Below are 19,588 nucleotides of genomic sequence, written 5' to 3' on the forward strand. Positions count from 1 at the left end.
GGGTCCGCAATGGTCGGGCGCTCGCTCTGTTTTTGACGGCAGGGCGCTGCGCCGACTGTTTCGAATCTCTCCAACAGGTATGGTCACGAGCATCGCCTCCGGCTCGCTTCGACCATCGATGGGAGATTCATGAGCACATTCATCTCGGCCTATTCCTACCAACCGGTCTATGACACTCACCAGCCGGCTCAGGTCACGATCGAGCCGACGGTCAAACGGCAGGTCGATCTGATCCTCGGCGAGAATGCGACCGCCGAGCAGCGCGAGCGCGCCTATCAGCTGGTGCAAGCCGAGGTGAACGACATGGGCGGCGTCGGCGACGCCGGCATCGTCGAAGAAGCCATTCCGGAATATGCCGCGCGGCTGCTCCAGGAAAATAACATTCCGACGGTCGCGGATCATCGAGTCGTCGATGCTGTCGATGCGCAGCTCGGTGCAGACGCGACGCCCGAGCAGCGACGCGAGGCGTACGAACTGATGCAGTCGTATGTCAACGACGTGGGTGGCATTGGCGATGCTGGCATCGTGGAAGAAGCATTGTCGTGGCAGGCGGGAAAACTGCTGCGTCAACACGGCCTGCCCGCGCGCATCAGCCAAGAGGTGGCTGACGCTGTCGATTCTCAGATTTCGCAGGACGCGGATTTCGCTCAGCGCATGCGCGCCTATGACATCGTGCAGGAGTACGTCGATAGCGTTGGCGGCGTCGGCGATCATGGCATCGTTGCCGAAGCGTTGCCCGGACGCGCTGGCGAGCTGCTGCGTGAGAATCGAATCCAGACGCAGGTTCGCGACTTGCCCGCGGCGATGGACGTGCTCGATCGCGACTTCGCGGTGTTCGATACCGCTTACGAAAACGACCGGTCGGAAGCGGACGGCAAGATCAGCATCGAAGATCTGCAGACGGTGCGTGACGGCGGTGACCGGTTCACTGCCGAACAGCGCTCGCTCGCCGCCTTCCTGCTGGACAGCCCGACCTATCGCAACTATCTCGATGTCGGCGCGGGTAAACGCAGCGTCGACGGCACGATCAGCCGCAACGATCTCAACGCCGTGAAGGATCAAGTTCCTTCGGGCGAGCAGTATCACCGGCTGCTCGATACTGCCGACGGTAACGGCGGCCTCGACGGCGACATCGGGCCGAACGATATCGACGCGCTGCTCGCCGATCCGCATGCGCCCGACGATCTGAAAGACGCGCTCCGGTTGTTGAAGCTGGGCGGCGAGGACGCGCTGGCGGATGTCGAAAGCTTCATCTCCGGGCTGACGCCGCATCGCTTGACCACGGCCAGCGAGTTGTACAACTCGTCGCAATTCCAGGCGCTTCCGGACGGGGACAAGCGACTGGTCGCGGAAATATTCCGGAATAGCGGCGGTAACGCGCTAACGATGGCCGAGGTGAAAACGCTGCTCGAAACTTCCGGCATGACGGCCGGGCAGCGAACCGCCGCGCTGACCCGAATCGCGATCGAGAACTCGCCGGAATTCCGCGCGCTTCCGCAATCGGATCGTGACCTCGTCACGCGCGCGTTGACGAACGGCAGCGACTCACGTGTCCCCGAGTCCATTCGCTCGCTGTTGGAAGACGGGCAGTTCGCCGAGCTGTCCACGGAACAAAAGACCGCGGTGCTGAGTCAGGTCGCGAACTATCCCGACAGCCGCTCCATCGCCAATCTGGAACGGCTGATCCAGAAGGACTGGTTCCAGGACTTCGGAATCGAGGATCAGCAACGCGCCCTGAAGCTGGTCGCGTTCCTGTCGCAGTACAACGGTGGCGACGCGACGGTGATCGCTAACACGCTGGATAAATTTCTCGCCGCCGACGCGCCCTATACCATGGACTTCGAAGCTCCCAATGGGACCTTCGGCACCGCGCTGGACGACGAGTTTCATCTGTTCCGCGGCTTCGTAGACGCAGGCAACGGCCCGTTGGATACGACCAACGACGACACGATGCACCTGGTCACTCATACGTTCGCGCACGAGGTGAATCATCTCGTCAACGGCGACACGGTGTCGGAGACCTTCGAGTATTTCAATGCCGAGTACCGCGGTTTCTATGTCGGATTCCGAGCGGAACATGGGCGTGATCCGACCGTCGACGAGGTCCTCGATCGCGTGAGGTTCATGCTGACGGCCACCGATGGCGCGTATGAGAATATCGCGCAGGCGCTGCAGAACGGCGGGACCGAGAGCGAGCAGATCATTGCCTTCATGGAGCGATTGCTGGGCCGAAACGATGTCACGGCCGCCAACGCCGCCACGCTCGATCCGACCAATGGCGGGGCGCTCGCGACCCGACCCCAGGGTAACCTGACCAACGATTGAGCCGACTACCGATCATGGCTTCCGCACACTTGAGGTTTCTCATGTCAGCCTACATGCTTGCTACCGGGTCCGGTCATGCTGCTGAAGGAGCCACTGCCTTGGACAACGACGCCGCAGCGAAGGTATCGCAGCTTGCGCAAGCGGAATATCGCTGGCAGGCCAGCGACACGGTGGTCGAGCGTCTGGATCGCCTGACTGCCGGCAACTGTGCGTTCTTCGTGGTTTCGCATCGGCGCGCGCCTCAGTCTCACGATCCGAGCTATGCTCTGCTGCCGGGCGACGAAGTCGTCTCGGAAAGCGATCCGTCGGCCGCGAGCAAGATCCTCGATGCATGCGGCTCACAGAGCGACGCCGGCATTTGGGCGGAAGTCATCGCGCGATTCCATCCGCAGGCCGGGCGAGGCAAGGTGCTCTACGACGCCAAGGAGGCGCGTGTGGCCGCGGAGCGCGCGGCAAAGTCCGGCCATCGAGTCAGCCCGCCCGCGTTTTCTAACAACCGCCACACCGTCGAATTCTTCTCGATGAATTTCGAGACCTCCAAGCTGTACCGGATCCGGGCGACGCGCCGGGACGATGGCAGCATCGCCGTCGAGAAGCTGTCGCTGTAGCTCGGCCGCGCGCGGCGTTGCTGCAATCCAGAAACAGCGACGATCAAACGACGATGTTTGCCGACAATGTTTGTTTGTTTTATATGTGCGCCGCCATGATTGTAATGATTCGGAAACAAATGAAGGGGTTGTGCAGACAACGGTGAGAGTATCTGCATATGTAAAGCACTGTGCTCCGGTGCTAGCGTGCCGCCGCCTTGAAAACAAGTGGCAACCGGAGGCATGAGATGGAAGCGCAATACCCTCAGACTGCTGTTCCGCAATTCGGTGCGTATGGTCCGCAACTCACTCCGCAAGGTTTTTTCGGCGGCCTGCTCGGAGGACCGCTGGGTGGGTTGATCGGCGGTGGCATCGGCGGACTGTTCGGCAATCCCAATCTCGGTCGTCAGATCGGCCAGACCCTCGGCACGGTCGGCGGCGGCATTCTGCCGTTCTCGGTCGACCCGCTGACCGCGGCCTATGCACAGCAAGCGCAACAGGCGCAGCTCGCTCCGCAAGGATTCTTCGGTAATCTCATCGGCCAGCTCGGTCAGCCGGTGGGTGGCGCGATCGGCTCGATCTTCGGCAATCAGCAGCTGGGCAATCAGCTCGGCGGCATCGCGGGGCAGCTCGGACGTTTCCTGCCGTTCTCGGTCGATCCGCTGACAGCGGCGTACGCGCAGCAGGCACAACAGGCGCAGTTCGCTCCGCAAGGTTTCTTCGGCAACCTGCTCGGCCAGATCGGTCAGCCGCTGGGTGGCGCGATCGGCTCGATTTTCGGCAATCAGCAGCTGGGCAGCCAGCTCGGCGGCGTGGCGGGGCAGCTCGGACGTTTCCTGCCGTTCTCGGTGGATCCGCTGACCGCGGCGTACGCACAGCAGGCACAACAGGCGCAGTTCGCTCCGCAAGGCTTCTTCGGCAATCTGCTCGGGCAGATCGGTCAGCCGCTGGGTGGCGCGATCGGCTCGCTGTTCGGCAATCAGCAGCTCGGCGGTCAGCTCGGGGGAGCCGCCGGTCAGCTGGGACGTTTCCTGCCGTTCCAGGCGCAGCCGGGATTTCAGGGCGGCTATCTGTATTGATGGCGACCGCCTGGTGTGAAAGCGTGCTCCTGGCTTCTCATCACAACAAGAACAAGTGAGAAGCCAGGGGCCGTCAACCACAGGACCATCGCGTGTCTTCCGATTCTACGCGCAACGAGTCGAATGATTATCTGGTGCGCGCGCGCCCGCCCGCGACGCTGCTGCGCGTGAGGGAATTCATAGCGAACGATCCCGATTTCATTCTGCGCCGGCAAATGGGGCCGGCGGACGAGCCGCATACGCTCGTCATCTCGGCGAGCGAAGAAGCGGCGGCGCGATTGCGGCAGCGTTTTGCGAACGACCTGATCGTGGAGCGCGATCGTCCGCTCAAGATGTTTTGAAGCGCGCGCGATGGGCGTTCAGATCTGCATCGAACTTCAGAACGACGGAGAGAATGTCATGACACAAAAATCCGGCGCGGATACGCCTGGCGATCCGAAGAGCGATCCCAAGAACGATCCCAAGAGCGCGGCAGGCTCCAAGGCGACGCGAACGGACGCGCCGCCGGTGGGCGCGGGAGTCAGTGCACAGCGCGGCGTGCGTGTGCAACGTCAAGGACGCAAGCAATATCTGGTCGCGACTCGTCGAAGCGCGGCCGTCAATCCTTTCGCCGTCTCCCCACAGGCGCTGAGCGCGGTGGAACAGGTGTTGCGTTCCAATCCGGACATCGAGGTGGTCGGCAAGGTGGGACCGAAAGCGGGCGTGGCCGCGCTTGCCGACGGCATGCCGGGCGCACCGCACGTGATCGTCGCGCGCATGGAGGAGAGCAAGGCGCAGATGCTCCATCAGCAAGGCCAAGGACACTTGATCGTGGAAGAGGATCAGGTGCTGACAATGCTGGATGCGCCCTACATGCCGTCCATGGTGGCGCCCTGCCTGGCGAATGCAGCCTCGGTGGCGGTGACGTTCGTGGTGATCGGGCCGGACGAAACGCCGGTGGAAGGCGCGGAGGTTTATTTGTTGGGCAGCTTGCTGCCTGCGATGGGCGTGACCAACAGCTCGGGTGAGGTCACTGTGTCCCTGATCGGCGATACGCCGCAGACACTTCGCGCGCTGTATGTGAAGCCGACCGCCGATTTCTGGAGCTTCTACCAGGCTCAGCCCGTGGTCAGCACCTCAGCGCCGAACGTCGTGATATTGAAACCGCTGAGCGAATCCTATCCAAATTTCCCTCAGCAGCAGATCGTCGGCTGGGGTCAGAAGGCGATGCGCATGGATCAATTGCCGCCGGATCGGCGCGGCCAGGGAGTGAAGGTCGCGATCATAGATTCGGGGGCGGCCACCTCACATGAAGATCTGCGCAACATCACCCGAGGCTACGATGCTCTCGATAACGGTCAGGGCCCCAACAACTGGATGGTGGACACGATCGCGCACGGCTCGCATTGCGCGGGCATAGTCGCCGGCAACGAATCCAACGGTGTCGGTATCCGCGGTTTCGCGCCGTCTGCCGAGATTCACGCTTGCAAGATCTTCCCGGGCGGCCAGATCAGTCAGCTGGTGGACGCGCTCGAGTACTGTGTCGAAAAGCAAATCGACGTCGTGAACCTGAGTCTGGGAACGGATCAGGTGTCGGAAGTTCTGGAGCAGCAGCTGGTGCGCCTCGCTAACCTGGGCATCGCCTGTATCGTCGCCGCAGGTAACAGCAGCGGTCCAGTGCAGTATCCCGCGTCGTCGCCGACGGTGCTCGCTGTGGCCGCGATCGGGCATGTGTCCGAATTTCCGCCCGACAGTTACCACGCGCAATCGGTGCAGGCCCCAGTCGTCGATGGTTTCTATTCTCCGAAGTTCACTTGCTTCGGTCCGCAGATCGCGGTGTGCGCACCGGGAGTCGCGATCATATCGTCGGTGCCGCCGAACGACTTCGCAGCGTGGGATGGCACTTCGATGGCGGCTCCACACGTGACAGGACTGGCCGCGCTCGTGTTGGCCCATCATGCGGATTTCACGGGCGCGTTCCGGACGAGGAACGCGTTGCGTGTCCAACGTTTGTTTCAAATCATCAAGGCGAGCGCGCGGCAGATCAACGTCGGCGATCCTCAACGTACCGGCTTCGGTCTGCCAGATGCTCCGACCGCACTGTCGCTGCAGTTAGGGGCGCAGACGGCGCAGCCTGCAATCGCTCCACAAGGAATATTGGGGCAATGGCCTGCGCAGGCGCCCCAAGGAGCTTTCGGAGGCGCGGTCGGCCCGCTCGTGGGAAACCCCATGGTGGGCCCTCAGATCGGTGCGGCGGTGGGAGAACTGGGATGGTACTCACCCTTCGCCGCCGCACCGCTGGCGATGGCGTCGTTTCAGCAGTTGCAAACTTTGCCGTGGCTGGCGCTGCTGATGAGACAACAAGGTCGGGGATGGTAGAGCCGATGTCGAGACAGGCGCGCTGCCGATCCTGGCGGGCAGCGAACACGGCGCGCACGCGTCGTCGTAGCCATCGCTGACAGGCTCACACGCAGGTGAGGCGGGGCCGGCTTCGGCCCCGTTCGCCTTCAGCCATGCAGATCAGTGTCTGGGCGCGTGCTCTTCGTCGACGATCGGCATCGTCGGCGGCTTGCGTTTGATCTTCAGGCCGTTCGCGGGTTGCTCGCTGGTCGCGTTGTCCTGCGCGACGTATTGAGCCATCTCGATCGAATACTCCGTGTTACAGAACCCGCAGCGAACCGTCTGGTTCAGGGTGCGGATCAGTAACAGGAACGGCTCCTGACTCTTGCACTCGCAGGCAATCAGCACACACGGCTGCAGCTCTGAATAAAGGATCTTGAAGGACATAACGGTTGCATCGATTTGCTACCACTGGGTAACGCTAGCAAACCATGATCCGCTCAGCGTTGTGAGGCCCAGATAGGCAAATTCGACAAAAAAATCGCGAGAAACACGGGCGAGCGCCTGACATGCGGCGCACAAATCCTGATTCGCTTAAGGCCCTTAAGCGTTTCCGCCACTAGCTACCAGAGCCCGGGAATGAACCGCCATCGGACCTTCGCAGCGTATTGCGAGTAACCGTTATCGGTCATCGACAAGTGACGCTCTTCGGTGATGGCGCGGAGAGCGTAGATCGCGGTCCAACCGAACAGTGCGAGCAACGTATAGGCCGTTGCTCGCCAGCTTCCATCCGCGAGTGTCATGCCGATGGTGGGAAGGGCGCCCAGCCACCAGACAAGATTCTTCGCAGCGTAAGCAGGATGCCGCACGAATGCATAAGGACCGCGCGTCACGATGCCGCGGTTGGTGAGATTGCTGGCCTTGAAACCCAGCGCGATGGATGCCCAGGAGAAGATGGCGAGCGCGATCAGCAGCGTGACATTGACGGCGAGATGAGCGACGTCGTTCTCGAAATGCGGGAAGTCGCTGCTTCGCCATTCGAGGAAGCGCATCGTGAACTCGTTGAACGGCGGATAACAGATCAGGCAGATGAACCAGCCGAAGAAAGTCGGATCCACCGTTCGGATACGGTTGTTCAGCGCCGGCAACTCGACGATGTAGCCGAGTGTGAACAACAGCGTGTCGACGAACAGAATCAGCTGAAACGCCGCCCAGAACAGCGACGTATCGAACAACACTCGGCCTGACAGATCGTTGTCGATGGCGGCGGTGAGTTGCAACAGCGAGCCCACCAGGTTGGCGACGTGGATCAGGCACCAGTTGATCATCAACGGCGCGAAAAAAAACTTCAGCAGCAACGCGAGCCCTGCCTGCCGGGCGATGGGCGAAAGGCGGATCTGCAACGGCAGAGTCATCGATGAGCCAGTCCTGGGCTTTCGGAGCGCCGGCGCGCGGCTGCGTCGCAGGGCGAACCACAGTCCTTGCACAAACGTGAAGCTGTTGGAATGGATCCATGGGTAGCGGGCGTAGTACGGAATCAATATCACGGCATACAGCGCGATCAATGCGATGAACACGGCGTGCACCGTGATGACGGCATCCGAAGCGAACATGCCGAGGTGCCACTGCCCTTGAAGCATCGACCGGTGGAAGTCACTCACGCTCGAAATGATCCAATAGGACAAGCCGATGAATGCGAGCGTCGCGAGGTAATTCGAAGCAAAGCGCCGGCTGCATAGCCTGGCGAGCGGCGTGGCAGGAGCGAGGGCGGTGACTGAAATGTTCATGGCTTCCGCTGCCTGAAAGGAGTGGGCGCGAACGACATTCGCGCCCATCTCGCACGGGCTACATTGGTTGTTGTTTACGGCTCCTCAGGGAGTATTGCCGTAGCCAATGGCGCCGTTACAGTGCATCCATTCGCTATTGGAGCCGCCACCGCAACTGCCATTGGCATAAAGCCCGGTGTTGTAACTCTGCGCTTCGGACTGACGGGTCTGGCCGTTCACCTGGATGTAATCCACCTGCACGTCGCGATTGCCGCTGTCGTTGGTGAACGCCACCGTGATGCCGCCGCTCAGACTGGTGGTCGCGGTGAAGTCCTGCATGCTCGTCGTGAGCGTCCAGGTCGCGACGTTGCTGTTATTGACTCGCAGACTGATGGATTCACCGCCGGCCGTGCCACGCGCGCGCACGACGATCGTCTTGTTTCCACCGCCGCCACTGCTGCTGCTCGAACTGCTGCTGCTTGACGAGGAGGACGAGCTGCTGCTGCCACCGTCGCCTATGGTGATATCCGAGCTGCCGCTGCTTTGATATCCCTCGGTGGCCATGACCATGTAGTTATGGGTGCCAAGGTTCAGCCCATAGGCGGCCCAGGCGTCGAAGTGGTTGCCGGTGGTGATGGTGCCGCCCACGCGCTTCTGCTGCCGGACGCTCCAGTATTGATAGAACGTTCGCGTGCCTTCGATGGAGGGCGCGTTGACTCGCTGTGTGCGATAAACATCGTACGTGCCGCCATCGCTGACGACCGTGCCGAGGAAGCCTTGCCCGCCCGGCGGGCGCCACGTGCCCCAGCTGTCGACGATGTAATATTCCACCAGCGGGTTGGTGGTCCAGCCATACAGCGCCAGATACGAATTGCCGGATGGATTGAAGCTGCCCGAATAAGTCACGTTCCTGCGGCCGCCGGTCTGCCAGCCTTTGCCGCCGACCCAGTTGCCGACGTTGCTCCATTGAGAGCTGTAGCGGCCGCCCGGCTGCAATGTGAAAGACACCGAGCCGCCGCCGTCGGTCCAGAACGAATACCAATAACCGCCGTGAGTGCCGGTTTGACTCGTGGTCAAGGTTTGCGCGTGCGCCGCTGAAAAGCCCAGGGCAGCGATGCAGCCGAGCGCCGTAACCACGATTCTTCCGGTCGACGAAACTCTCCTGAAACCCGCGAGCATGGAAATTCCCCCTTTCATGTGACGGGCCGCGTCATTGCCGCCCGCTGCAAAAGTCCATTCTGCGTTGATGCTGCAATAGGAAACGATGAAGTGGGATGTCTGGTTTGTGTGGCTCCCCCGAAAATGATGTTACCGCTACCTTGCGGGCGTTACTTATGCGCCCGGGCACGCTGGAGTGTCAAGCGAGCACCGGCGTGCATCTGAAGATATAAAAGGGCTCAGGCGCGTGTTGGCGGATCGCTGAGCAAGAGCTCGCGGCCGGAGAGCGCGCGCGTTAATTGCCGATCGCAGAACGCGGGCAAATGTTGTGGAGAGGAACCAGCGGGAGATATCCCTCCCTTTTTCGCGAGGGAGGGATGAATGGGTGCGCAATGTTAGCGCACCCATGAGTAACGCAACCTGCCGGCGCGTTAGCGACGCACGAACGGATCGATGGTCTTGATCGTGCCGTCCGGGTTGTAGAACAACTCCGTGACTTTCACATTGCGCAGACGCGTTTGTCCCGAGAGCTGCGAATCGGCGTAGAACAGCCACCAGCGACCGTCCCATTCGACGATGGAATGATGTGTGGTCCAGCCTTCGACGGGCTCGAGGATCCGCCCCGTGTACTTGAACGGGCCGTATGGCGAATCGCCGATCGCATAAACGATGTAATGCGTGTCGCCGGTCGAGTAGCTGAAGTAGTACTTGTCCTGGTACTTGTGCATCCAGGAGGCCTCGAAGAAGCGCCGGTCGTGATCGCCGCCGAGTAACGGCTTGCCGTTCTCATCCAGAATGACGACGTCGCGCGGCTTCTCCGAGAACTCGAGCATGTCGTCGCTCAGCATCGCGACCTTCGCCGTCAGCGCGGGCTTATCGTCGGCCTGCAGATCGGTCTTCGAGCCGTTCGCATCGTATTCGCCCGTGGTGAACCGCTGCAGTTGTCCACCCCAGATGCCGCCGAAATACATGTAGGTTCGGCCATCGGTGTCGGTGAATACGGCCGGATCGATCGAGAAACTGCCCTTGATCGGCTCGGGTCGCGCTTCGAACGGACCGGTCGGCGACTTCGAGGTCGCCACGCCGATGCGGAACGCGCCTTGTTTGTCTTTGGCCGGGAAGTAGAGGAAGTAGGTGTCGCCTTTGCGGGCCGCGTCGGGCGCCCACATCTGCTTGTCGGCCCACGGCACCTGAGCGAGATCCAGCGCGACCGGATGAAGCGTCACCGGCCCGCCGATCTTGTCCATGCTCATCACGCGGTAATCGCGCATCTCGAAGTGCGAGCCCAGATCGTCTTCCGGCGTCGGGCCTTCGATGTCATGGCTGGGATAGACGTAGATCTTGCCGTCCCAAATGTGCGCCGAAGGATCGGCGGTGTAGATCTCGGAGACCAGCGGCTGCGACAAATACTCGCGTTGTTCTTTTGCAGGCGCCTGCTGAGCTGCGCTCGGAGCGCCCGTGGCGGTTTTGTCTTCGGAGGAGCATGCGGCGACGGCGAGCGCTGCGCATGCAACCAGATACATCGGCGGACGATTCATTCAGTTCTCCTGAGAATGCGAGGCAACGGGCAGCATCGAAGCCGTCTTTTTTGGGGCGCCAACGTTAGCACCAATCCGGTGCGTCTGGTAGCGGTATCATGCCGAGGAGACCGCATTCCGCCGAGCCCGCGCCGCCCTGACAACGAAAGACACCAAATCCAAAAACCGCGCCCCGACGTGGGGCCGCGGCAGCTCCGGGCTTCGGCGCGCGGCTGGCTTCGATGTCCCCCAACTGCTGTCTAAGCATGCAACAACAGACAGAAAACCCCGGGCCGCGTGTCATGGCATGTCTCGGGCTCGGGTCGCAAGACAAGTCGCGACCATGTTGACAGCGATGGCCAATAGCTTCACGGTGCCGCCCGTCCAAGGAATGCACACCGTCGGGCGGGTCGTAGCACGTCGGCGATAACAGGCGTGCGCGGCCTCCGATGTTTCACCACGGGGGAACGGATATGTCCAATCTATCGTCGTCGCTGCGACGCGCTGTCGTCTGGGCGGGCCTGCTGCTGTTGCCGATCGCGGCGTGGTCGCAGACCCTGCCAACCGCAACTCAGGTCGCCGCTCAAATTCAACTCGGCTGGAATCTTGGCAACACGCTGGAAGCTCAGTGCGGTGAAACCGCTTGGGGCAATCCTGCGGTCACCCAACGATTCATCAACTCGGTGCGAGCCGCCGGCTTCAACGCCATACGCATTCCGGGGGCTTGGGATTGTCACGCCAATCAATCCACGATGACTATCGATGCGGCGTGGATGGCCCGCGTCAAACAGGTGGTCGACTATGCTCACGGCCAGGGGATGTACGTCATCCTCAATATCCACTGGGACGGCGGCTGGCTCGAGGAACATCCGCTGTACTCTCATCAGCAGGCGAACAATCAGAAACAAACCGCCTACTGGACGCAGATCGCGACCACTTTCCGGGACTACAACGAACGACTGCTGTTCGCCGGCACCAACGAAGTCCATGCCGACTATGGCACGCCGACCACCGAGCACATCACCGTGCAGCAGTCCTACAACCAGACTTTTGTAAACGCCGTGCGTGCTACCGGTGGCAATAACGCCTCCCGGACGCTGGTGGTGCAGACGTATAACACCAACGCCTGGCACGGCCTGAACTACTTCTCGATGCCGACCGACACGATCGCGAATCGCCTGATCGTGGAGATCCATCACTACGATCCGTACGACTTCACGTTGAACCCCAGCGGCAGTTGTTTGTATTGGGGCGCGCCGTATCCGTCGCAGGGCGCGTGCACTTGGGCGCAGGAGGCATATCACGACGACTTGTTCGGTCAGGTAAGAAACAAATGGGTCGCGCAGAACGCCCCGGTGATTATCGGCGAGTACGGTGTGGCCACGCGCCCAAACCTGAGCTTGCCGGCGCGGCAGTACTATCTCGAATACGTCAATCGCGCCGCGGCCGCCAACGGCATCAAAACCTTTTACTGGGACAACGGCGTCAATCCGAATCAGACGAACGGCTTTGCGCTGTTCGATCGCAATAGCGGAGCCGTCATCGATCAAGGCGCGCTGGACGCCATCAAGCGTGGCGCCGGCATCGGCAATCCGACGAACTTCACGCTGACCGTCACCAAGTCGGGCTCCGGCACCGGCACTGTCACGTCGTCACCTTCGGGCATCAACTGCGGCAGTACTTGCAGCGCGAATTATTCGAGCGGCGCGTCCGTCACGTTGACTGCAGCCCCGGCGAGTGGCTCGACGTTCGCAGGCTGGAGCGGAGCATGCACCGGCACTGGCGTGTGCACGGTCTCGATGACGACAGCTCGTTCGGTCACAGCGACGTTCAACGGTCCGGGCGCGAGCTACACGCTCAGCGTTACAAAAATGGGCAGCGGCACTGGCACGGTCACGTCATCGCCTTCAGGCATCAACTGCGGCAGTGCCTGCTCGGCGAACTACTCTAGCGGTACGTCGGTGTCACTCACCGCAGCGGCTGCGAGCGGATCTACCTTCGGCGGTTGGAGTGGAGCGTGCTCGGGTACGGGCACATGTGCAGTTTCGATGACAGCCGCACGCAATGTGACTGCGACCTTCAACACTTCCGGCACCGGCGGCACATGCGCCAACGCCATCGCGTTCACCAACAACACAGGTAACTTCAACACCACCGGCGCGGTGTGTTACCGGACGAATGCAAACATCAACGGCTGGGGATGCTCCAACTTCGACGGTCGCACTTTAACGGTCGGCGGGCAGGCGAGAACCTGCGGCCAGCTGCCACTGACCAGATCGGCCGATGGTTATTACTACTTCTCCATCACGGCCGGTACTTATCCCTGGGCCAGCCTTTACGCCTGGTAATTGGAGACAGAGGTCTGGTCCTATGGCAAGGAAGCCGAGGCCATCATCAGCCGCTATCTCAAACTGCGCTATACGCTGATGCCTTACTTATATTCGCTCGGCAAGAACACCTACGACACAGGCGCGCCGTTCATGCGCGCACTGTTCATGGATTTTCCGCACGATCCCAAGGTCTTCGCTATCGGCGACCAGTACATGTTCGGTCCGGAGTTCCTGGTCGCGCCGGTCACCGAACAAGGCCGGGAGAGCCGAGAGGTCTACCTGCCGTCCGGCAGCGATTGGTTCAACTATTGGACCAACGAAAAGCTGGCCGGCGGGCAGACTGTGACTGTCGCGGCGCCAATCGACGTGATTCCGCTGTTCGTGCGCGCCGGTTCGATCGTGCCGCTGGGCGTGGATATTTCCCAGCACCGCGACGCCTCAGGCGCTCAAGGAGATTCGCGTCTATCCGGGCAAGAATGCCGAGTTCACGTTGTTCGACGACAACGGTGTGTCGTACGACTATGAGAAGGGAAGCGGGCGAACCACGCGCTTGAAGTGGGACGAAGGCTGAGCAACTCACCGCGGACGGTGACAAAGCCGTGAGTCGCTCAGCTCGGGAATTGCTACAGGTGGTTCGTGGCCCCTGAATCAGTGAGATCGTCGAGCAGCGCCAGTTCCCACGATCCCTCCGCGATGTAACTGCTGGAGCTGCGGCCGCCGCGCGCAAGACTTACGCACGCAGCCACGAACGGTGCGATAACCCAGGAATTGCGCGGTGGCGGCTAATTGGGTTGACTTTCATATATGAAAGAAACAGCATTAATGAAAAGGCCGGCCACGGCGCTCGCTACCCGCCGGAGGAGGCCGGTTGCGCTTCAGTTGCTGCGGATCCGGGCTGTCCGGCGGGAGATGCCCCCTTCGAACGCCGGCCGGCCCGGGTCTTTAGAGACGGAGAAGATCGCCTGACAAACCCACGAATCCCACGCCGTAGGATTGGCAGAACTTCCGTACATGTGTCCGAGATCGGCTTGGGCGCGGCGCCGCTCGGGAATCTATATCAGCCCGTCACGGAAGAAGATGCCCAGGAAACACTGGCGAGCGCGCTGGCGGCCGATGTCACCTATGTGGATTGCGCGCCGTACTACGGCTTCGGCTTGTGCGAGCGGCGCGTTGGTGACGGCGTGCGAGGCCGAAACGATGTCGTGGTCTCCAGCAAGGTGGGCCGGGTGCTGGTGCCTGCGCCTGAAGTCCTCGACGACAGCGAGCGCTACGGCTTTCGCTCCTCGATGCCCTTCACGCCGGCCTTCGACTATTCCTACGACGGTGTGATGCGCTCGTGGGAAGCGAGCCTGCAAAGACTCGGGCTGGCGCGTATCGATATCTTGTATGTCCACGATATCGGCGCCGTGACTCACGGCGAAGCGCATCAGCAACGGCTGCTCCAACTCACGAAGCAGGGTGGCTTACGCGCACTCGAACTCTTGCGGTCCGGCGGGGAGATCGACGCCTTCGGTCTAGGCGTGAACGAGATCGACGTGTGCCTGAGCTTGCTGCGCGAGGCCGATCTGGACGTGATACTGCTCGCTGGCCGGTATACGTTGCTCGAACAAGCTGCGCTCGACGAGCTGATGCCCGAATGCGCACGCCGTGATGTTTCACTCGTCATCGGTGGCCCGTATAACTCGGGCATCCTCGCGACGGGCACGCGCGGCGCTCACATGCCCAGATTCAATTACGAAGGCGCGCCAACTCATGTCATCGAGAAGGTCCGGCGGCTGGAAGATGTTTGCGAGCGGCATGGGGTTCCATTGCCTGCCGCGGCTTTGCAGTTTGCGCTGGCGCATCCGCAGGTGGCGTCCGTGATCCCTGGCCTGAGCGGTCGTGCGCAGGTCGAGCAAACGTTGGAGCTCTACAGAGAGCGCATTCCATCCGTGTTTTGGGAAGAATTGAAATCGCGACGGCTGATCCGTCAGGAAGCGCCGGTGCCGGAGTCGAAAGCGTCATGAACATCGTGGTCGATGCCCACGTGCATCTTTGGGATCCCGCTCGGGGCGATTACGGCTGGTTGAAGCCGGAGCTGACCGGGTTGTACCGGCGCTTCGACACTCAGGAGTTGCATGCGCTGCTCGACACATCGCACGTCGATGGAGTCGTGCTCGTGCAAGCGGCGCCCACGGCTGCGGAGACCGATTATCTCCTTGGCATCGCCGAGCAAACGTCGTGGGTGTTTGGCGTCGTGGGCTGGATCGACTTCGATGCGGACAATGTCGCCGACGTCGTCGCGAGCCGTGCGAGACATCAAAAGCTGGTCGGCGTGCGGCCCATGTTGCAGGACCTCGACAATCCGGAATGGATTCTCCACCCTCGGCGCACGCCGGCGCTCACGGCACTCGCTTCGCAGGGGCTGGTCTTGGATGCATTGATCCATCCCAAACACATCGACGCCATCGAGAGAATCGCCGAGCGCCACCCCGAGCTGAGCATCGTCGTGGACCATGCCGCGAAACCGACGATCAGCGGCCGTCCCGACGCCACATGGCGCGATGGTATGCGACGGCTGGCTGCGAACAAGAATGTCGTTTGTAAGCTTTCGGGATTGCTGACTCAGCTCACCTCAGCTACGAGCACAGAGCATGTGTTGCCTCACGCCGAAATCGTTCTGGATCTATTCGGTCCGCGGCGGCTTCTGTGGGGAAGCGATTGGCCAGTGCTGACGCAAGCCGCCACTTACTCACAGTGGTTCTCGATGACGCAACGGATCCTGGGTTCATTGAGCGAGGCGGAGCGCGGCGCCGTGCTCGGCGGCAATGCCGCGCGCATTTATCAGCTCGATCTTCGAGCTCAAGCGCCAGCGATCCTGCTGCATCCCGCGGACAACGTCGTAGTCTGCTGCCGCGCTGTGTCGGCCGGCGAGCGTATCAGAGTGGGCACGGATGAGCAGATCGTCGTGCTCGAAGCGGCCGAGCTGGGGCACAAGATTGCACGTCGCCCCATGGAGATGGGATCAAAGGTCATCAAATACGGAGCATCGATCGGCTCGGCCACGGCAAACGTGCCGGCGGGCGGCTGGGTTCATTTGCATAACATGAAAAGCGACTACATCAGTCCACATACGCGCGCGCTGGGCGGAGAGGGTTCATGAGTATCAGTGGTTTCCTGCGCAGCGACGGACGCAAAGGGATTCGCAACGTCGTGATCGTTGCGTACCTGGTGGAGTGCGCGCACCACGTGGCCCGGCGCATCGTCGATCGGTGCGACGATCCGGATGTGCATCTGATCGGCTTTCCCGGTTGTTATCCGAATCAGTACGCGACGCGGATGATGAAGGCGCTGGCGACGCACCCAAACGTCGGCGGCGTTTTGCTCGTTTCCTTGGGATGCGAGTCGTTCAATCGGGAAGGATTGGCCCGCCACGCTGCCGAAAGCGGTCGCGCCGTCGACACCATCGTCATTCAGCAGTCGGGCGGCACGCGAACGGCCATCGATAAGGGCGTCGCGACGGTCGCGGCATTGAAGGAGAAAATGGCGGCTGCGGAAGTTCGCGTCCCTATGCAGGTGAGCGAGTTGGTGGTCGCGACCATCTGCGGCGGCTCCGACGGCACGAGCGGCATCACGGCCAATCCGGCCGTGGGTCGCGCCTTCGATAAGTTGGTTGCCGCGGGCGCGACCTGCATCTTCGAAGAAACCGGTGAGATGATCGGTTGCGAAGGTCCGATGGCGGAGCGGGCCGCTTCGCCGGAAGTGGCTGCCGCGATCGTGGATTCCATCGCCAAGGCCGAGACTTACTATCGGGCCATGGGCTTCGGCAGTTTCGCACCGGGAAACGCGGAGGGCGGGCTCAGCTCACAGGAAGAGAAATCCGCGGGCGCGTATGTGAAGTCGGGTTCATCGCCCATCGTCGGCGTCATCAAGCCGGCGGAGATACCCGAGGTGCCCGGCCTGTACTTGCTCGACGTGGTGCCCGACGGCGCGCCGAAGTTTGGTTTTCCCAACATCTCGGACAATGCCGAGATCGTGGAGCTGATGGCCTGCGGCGCGCATCTCACATTGTTCACGACGGGGCGCGGCTCCGTCGTGGGCTCGGCGATCGCGCCGGTGATCAAGGTGACCGGCAATCCCGACACCTACCGCCGCATGGGCGAGGATATGGACGTGAACGCGGGACGCATCCTCGAAGGTCAGGCGGACCTCGATGAGGTCGGCGATGAAATCGTGGCGCTGGTGAAGGCAGTGGCGGCCGGGCAGTTGACGAAGTCCGAGGCGATGGGCCATCGTGAGTTCATTCTCACGTACAAGACCTTTGAGCCGAGCGGGCCGGGGTGCTTCCCGCGCGCCGGGCACGGCTGAGTGCCTTGACTTCATGAAGCGGCGGGGCCGCGAATCGCCCTTGGCTTGATTACGACATTTATCGATTGCACTGTCGGGGGAGATGCGATGCCAGCCGAATCGAAGTCGACCACGCCGCTCGCGCCGCTGATCCTGATCGTCACGTTGTTTTTCCTGTGGGGGATCGCGAACAACCTCAACGACGTGTTGATGCCCCATCTGCGCAAGGCGTTCTTCCTCACCGATCTGCAATCGAGCTTGGTGCAGTCCGCGTTCTACATGGGCTACTTTTTCCTGGCGCTGCCGGCGGGCTGGGCGATTCAGCGCTGGGGTTATCAGCGCACGGTGCTGATCGGCCTGCTGGTGTTCGGCGCCGGCGCGTTGATGTTCTATCCGGCGGCGGAGTTTCGCGAGTACGGCTGGTTTCTCGGCGCGCTGTTCGTCGTTGCATCGGGGCTCGCGTTCCTGGAGACCTCGGCGAATCCATTGATCACGGTATTGGGCGATCCCGCGCGCGCCGAGCAACGGTTGAACCTGGCACAAGCTTTCAATCCTTTAGGCGCGATCAGTGGCGTTTTGATCGGGCGCGAGTTCATTCTCTCGGGCGTCGAACCTACGCAGCAGGAGCTTGCGGCGATGAGCACCGCGCAGCTCGAGGCATTTCAGATCGCCGAAGCCCAATCGGTGCAGATGCCGTATCTGATCATTGCCGCCGTGGTGCTGACGTGGGCGACGCTCGTGGCGCTGACGAAGTTTCCACCGCAAGCGCAGGCGCCGGAGCCGGCAGCCCGTGACCGTCTGTCGATGCGGGAGGCGATCTCGCAGCTGATGGGCAGGCGTCGTTTCCTGTTCGGCGTGGCGGCGCAGTTCTTTTATGTGGGTGCGCAGGTCGGCGTCTGGAGCTTCATGATCCGCTACGCGCAGGCGCAGGTGCCCGGCATGGGAGAGAAGACGGCGGCGGCCTATCTCACCTGGTCGCTGGTGGCCTTCATGCTGGGAAGATTCATCGGCACGGCATTGATGAGTCGCGTGTGTCCGACGCGACTGATGGGGGGCTTTGCGCTCGCGAATGTCGCGTTGACCTTGATCGCCGTGTTCGTCGGCGGACAGCTCGGGCTCTATGCGCTCGCCGCAACCAGCTTTTTCATGTCCATCATGTTTCCGACCATCTTCGCCAGCTCGCTGCGCGACCTGGGGCCGCTCACCAAGGCGGCGTCCTCGTTCCTGGTGATGAGCATCATCGGCGGTGCGGTGCTCACGGCGGCGATGGGGGCGGTGTCCGATGCCAGTGGCATCAGTTTCGCGATCCTGGTGCCGACCGTTTGTTTCATGGTGGTCGGCTCATTTGCATGGAGCGTGTCTCGCGTGCCGGCGCATGACCTCAAGGCCGTAGCCGCCCTATAATAGGAGACATGGCCGCCTCACTAGACGAAGATCGGAAGGTTCGTGCGCCCGCGCTGGAAAAGGGATTGGACATCCTGGAGCTGCTGGCCGCCCGGCGGGTGCCGCTGACAGCCTCGCAGATCGCCGCCGAGCTGGATCGCTCGGTCAGTGAGTTGTTCCGAATGATGGAGGCCCTGGTCCATCGCGGCTATCTGGCCCCCGCGGCTTCGGGCGAGGGCTTCGAGCTCACCAATAAGTTGTTTGCCCTGGGAGTGGCGGGGGCGCCCGCTGCCAGTTTCCTCGAAGACGCGCTGCCCGAGGTCAGAAAGCTGACCAACGTCATCGGGCAATCCTGTCATATCGCGGTCGCGAGTCAGGACCAGATGGTGGTCGTCGCACGCATCGAGTCGCCCGGCAACCAGGGGTTCTCGGTGCGCATCGGCTATCGACGGCCGCTGGTCGACTCAACCTCGGGCCTGGTGCTGTATGCGTTTCAACCCGAGAACGTTCGTGCCGAGTGGCGCGAGCGGCTCGCGCCGACAGTCGGCCAGAAGGCTTGGAAGGCGTTCGAGGAGAAGGCCGTCACGGCGCGTGCGCAGAAGTATGTAAAGGCGGACAGCGACGTCACTCGTCACATCGTCGACCTGTCAGCGCCCATCATGAACAAGGAAGGCGTGGCGGCGGCGCTGACGTGTCCTTACATCGAAACACCGATGGCCATTCCGATGAAGGACACGATCGCCGCGATCCGCCGCACGGCGCAGGAAATATCCAGGAAGCTGAGCGTCGACTGACGCG

At 61.8% G+C, this 19,588-nt stretch carries 15 protein-coding genes and 1 pseudogene; 12 read left to right on the forward strand and 4 right to left on the reverse strand.

All coding sequences use genetic code 11. The features are described from left to right. Positions 1-129: 129 nt before the first annotated feature. From VGD45_RS06840 to VGD45_RS06860, 5 genes are all read left to right on the forward strand, one after another. Positions 130-2,325, forward strand: a complete 2,196-nt coding sequence (locus VGD45_RS06840) for a hypothetical protein (RefSeq protein WP_331154528.1) — start codon at positions 130-132, stop codon at positions 2,323-2,325. 98 nt (positions 2,326-2,423) lie between these two features. Beyond that, positions 2,424-2,933 carry a hypothetical protein gene (locus VGD45_RS06845; RefSeq protein ID WP_331154529.1) on the forward strand — a complete coding sequence of 170 codons (510 nt, stop codon included), beginning with the start codon at positions 2,424-2,426 and terminating at the stop codon, positions 2,931-2,933. 227 nt (positions 2,934-3,160) lie between these two features. Beyond that, positions 3,161-3,991, forward strand: a complete 831-nt coding sequence (locus VGD45_RS06850; RefSeq protein ID WP_331154530.1) for a hypothetical protein — start codon at positions 3,161-3,163, stop codon at positions 3,989-3,991. A gap of 92 nt (positions 3,992-4,083) precedes the next feature. Then, a complete protein-coding gene (locus VGD45_RS06855; RefSeq protein WP_331154531.1) occupies positions 4,084-4,332 on the forward strand; it encodes a hypothetical protein in 249 nt (82 codons plus the stop codon). A 58-nt stretch (positions 4,333-4,390) separates the two neighbouring features. Further along, positions 4,391-6,349 (forward strand): S8 family peptidase, encoded by a 1,959-nt coding sequence (locus VGD45_RS06860; RefSeq protein WP_331154532.1) that lies wholly within the window; start codon positions 4,391-4,393, stop codon positions 6,347-6,349. Between the two features lie 141 nt (positions 6,350-6,490). Here VGD45_RS06860 and VGD45_RS06865 read toward each other — a convergent pair whose 3' ends face one another. The 4 genes from VGD45_RS06865 to VGD45_RS06880 all read right to left on the reverse strand — a co-directional run bounded on the left by VGD45_RS06865 (position 6,491) and on the right by VGD45_RS06880 (position 10,772). After that, entirely contained in the window at positions 6,491-6,757 is a 267-nt protein-coding gene (locus VGD45_RS06865; RefSeq protein ID WP_331154533.1) for a hypothetical protein, read from the reverse strand. A gap of 176 nt (positions 6,758-6,933) precedes the next feature. Then, positions 6,934-8,097: a hypothetical protein gene (locus tag VGD45_RS06870; RefSeq protein ID WP_331154534.1), complete on the reverse strand. Its 1,164-nt coding sequence runs from the start codon at positions 8,095-8,097 to the stop codon at positions 6,934-6,936. An 84-nt stretch (positions 8,098-8,181) separates the two neighbouring features. Next, positions 8,182-9,153 (reverse strand): glycoside hydrolase family 11 protein, encoded by a 972-nt coding sequence (locus VGD45_RS06875; RefSeq protein WP_331154535.1) that lies wholly within the window; start codon positions 9,151-9,153, stop codon positions 8,182-8,184. A 512-nt stretch (positions 9,154-9,665) separates the two neighbouring features. Then, positions 9,666-10,772 (reverse strand): glycoside hydrolase family 43 protein, encoded by a 1,107-nt coding sequence (locus tag VGD45_RS06880; protein WP_331154536.1) that lies wholly within the window; start codon positions 10,770-10,772, stop codon positions 9,666-9,668. A gap of 452 nt (positions 10,773-11,224) precedes the next feature. Here VGD45_RS06880 and VGD45_RS06885 point away from each other — a divergent pair, with 452 nt between their 5' ends. From VGD45_RS06885 to VGD45_RS06915, 7 genes and pseudogenes are all read left to right on the forward strand, one after another. Next, on the forward strand, positions 11,225-13,099 hold the full coding sequence (locus tag VGD45_RS06885; protein ID WP_331154537.1) for a cellulase family glycosylhydrolase: 1,875 nt from the start codon (positions 11,225-11,227) through the stop codon (positions 13,097-13,099). 6 nt (positions 13,100-13,105) lie between these two features. Beyond that, a pseudogene (locus VGD45_RS06890) lies at positions 13,106-13,728 on the forward strand (DUF5110 domain-containing protein); the annotation flags it as partial. Between the two features lie 366 nt (positions 13,729-14,094). Further along, positions 14,095-15,087 carry an aldo/keto reductase gene (locus VGD45_RS06895; RefSeq protein ID WP_331154539.1) on the forward strand — a complete coding sequence of 331 codons (993 nt, stop codon included), beginning with the start codon at positions 14,095-14,097 and terminating at the stop codon, positions 15,085-15,087. After that, the gene (locus VGD45_RS06900) at positions 15,084-16,223 is read left to right on the forward strand and encodes an amidohydrolase family protein (RefSeq protein WP_331154540.1); all 1,140 of its coding nucleotides are present in this window, start codon (positions 15,084-15,086) and stop codon (positions 16,221-16,223) included. The genes VGD45_RS06895 and VGD45_RS06900 overlap by 4 nt, the downstream gene beginning before the upstream one ends. After that, a complete protein-coding gene (locus VGD45_RS06905; protein ID WP_331154541.1) occupies positions 16,220-17,428 on the forward strand; it encodes a UxaA family hydrolase in 1,209 nt (402 codons plus the stop codon). The genes VGD45_RS06900 and VGD45_RS06905 overlap by 4 nt, the downstream gene beginning before the upstream one ends. Before the next feature lie 87 nt (positions 17,429-17,515). After that, on the forward strand, positions 17,516-18,811 hold the full coding sequence (fucP, locus tag VGD45_RS06910; protein ID WP_331154542.1) for an L-fucose:H+ symporter permease: 1,296 nt from the start codon (positions 17,516-17,518) through the stop codon (positions 18,809-18,811). An 8-nt stretch (positions 18,812-18,819) separates the two neighbouring features. Continuing rightward, positions 18,820-19,584 carry an IclR family transcriptional regulator gene (locus VGD45_RS06915; protein WP_331154543.1) on the forward strand — a complete coding sequence of 255 codons (765 nt, stop codon included), beginning with the start codon at positions 18,820-18,822 and terminating at the stop codon, positions 19,582-19,584. The last annotated feature ends 4 nt before the right edge of the window (positions 19,585-19,588 follow it).

Origin of the sequence: Steroidobacter sp., from assembly GCF_036402275.1 — a bacterium.
Lineage (GTDB): Bacteria > Pseudomonadota > Gammaproteobacteria > Steroidobacterales > Steroidobacteraceae > Steroidobacter.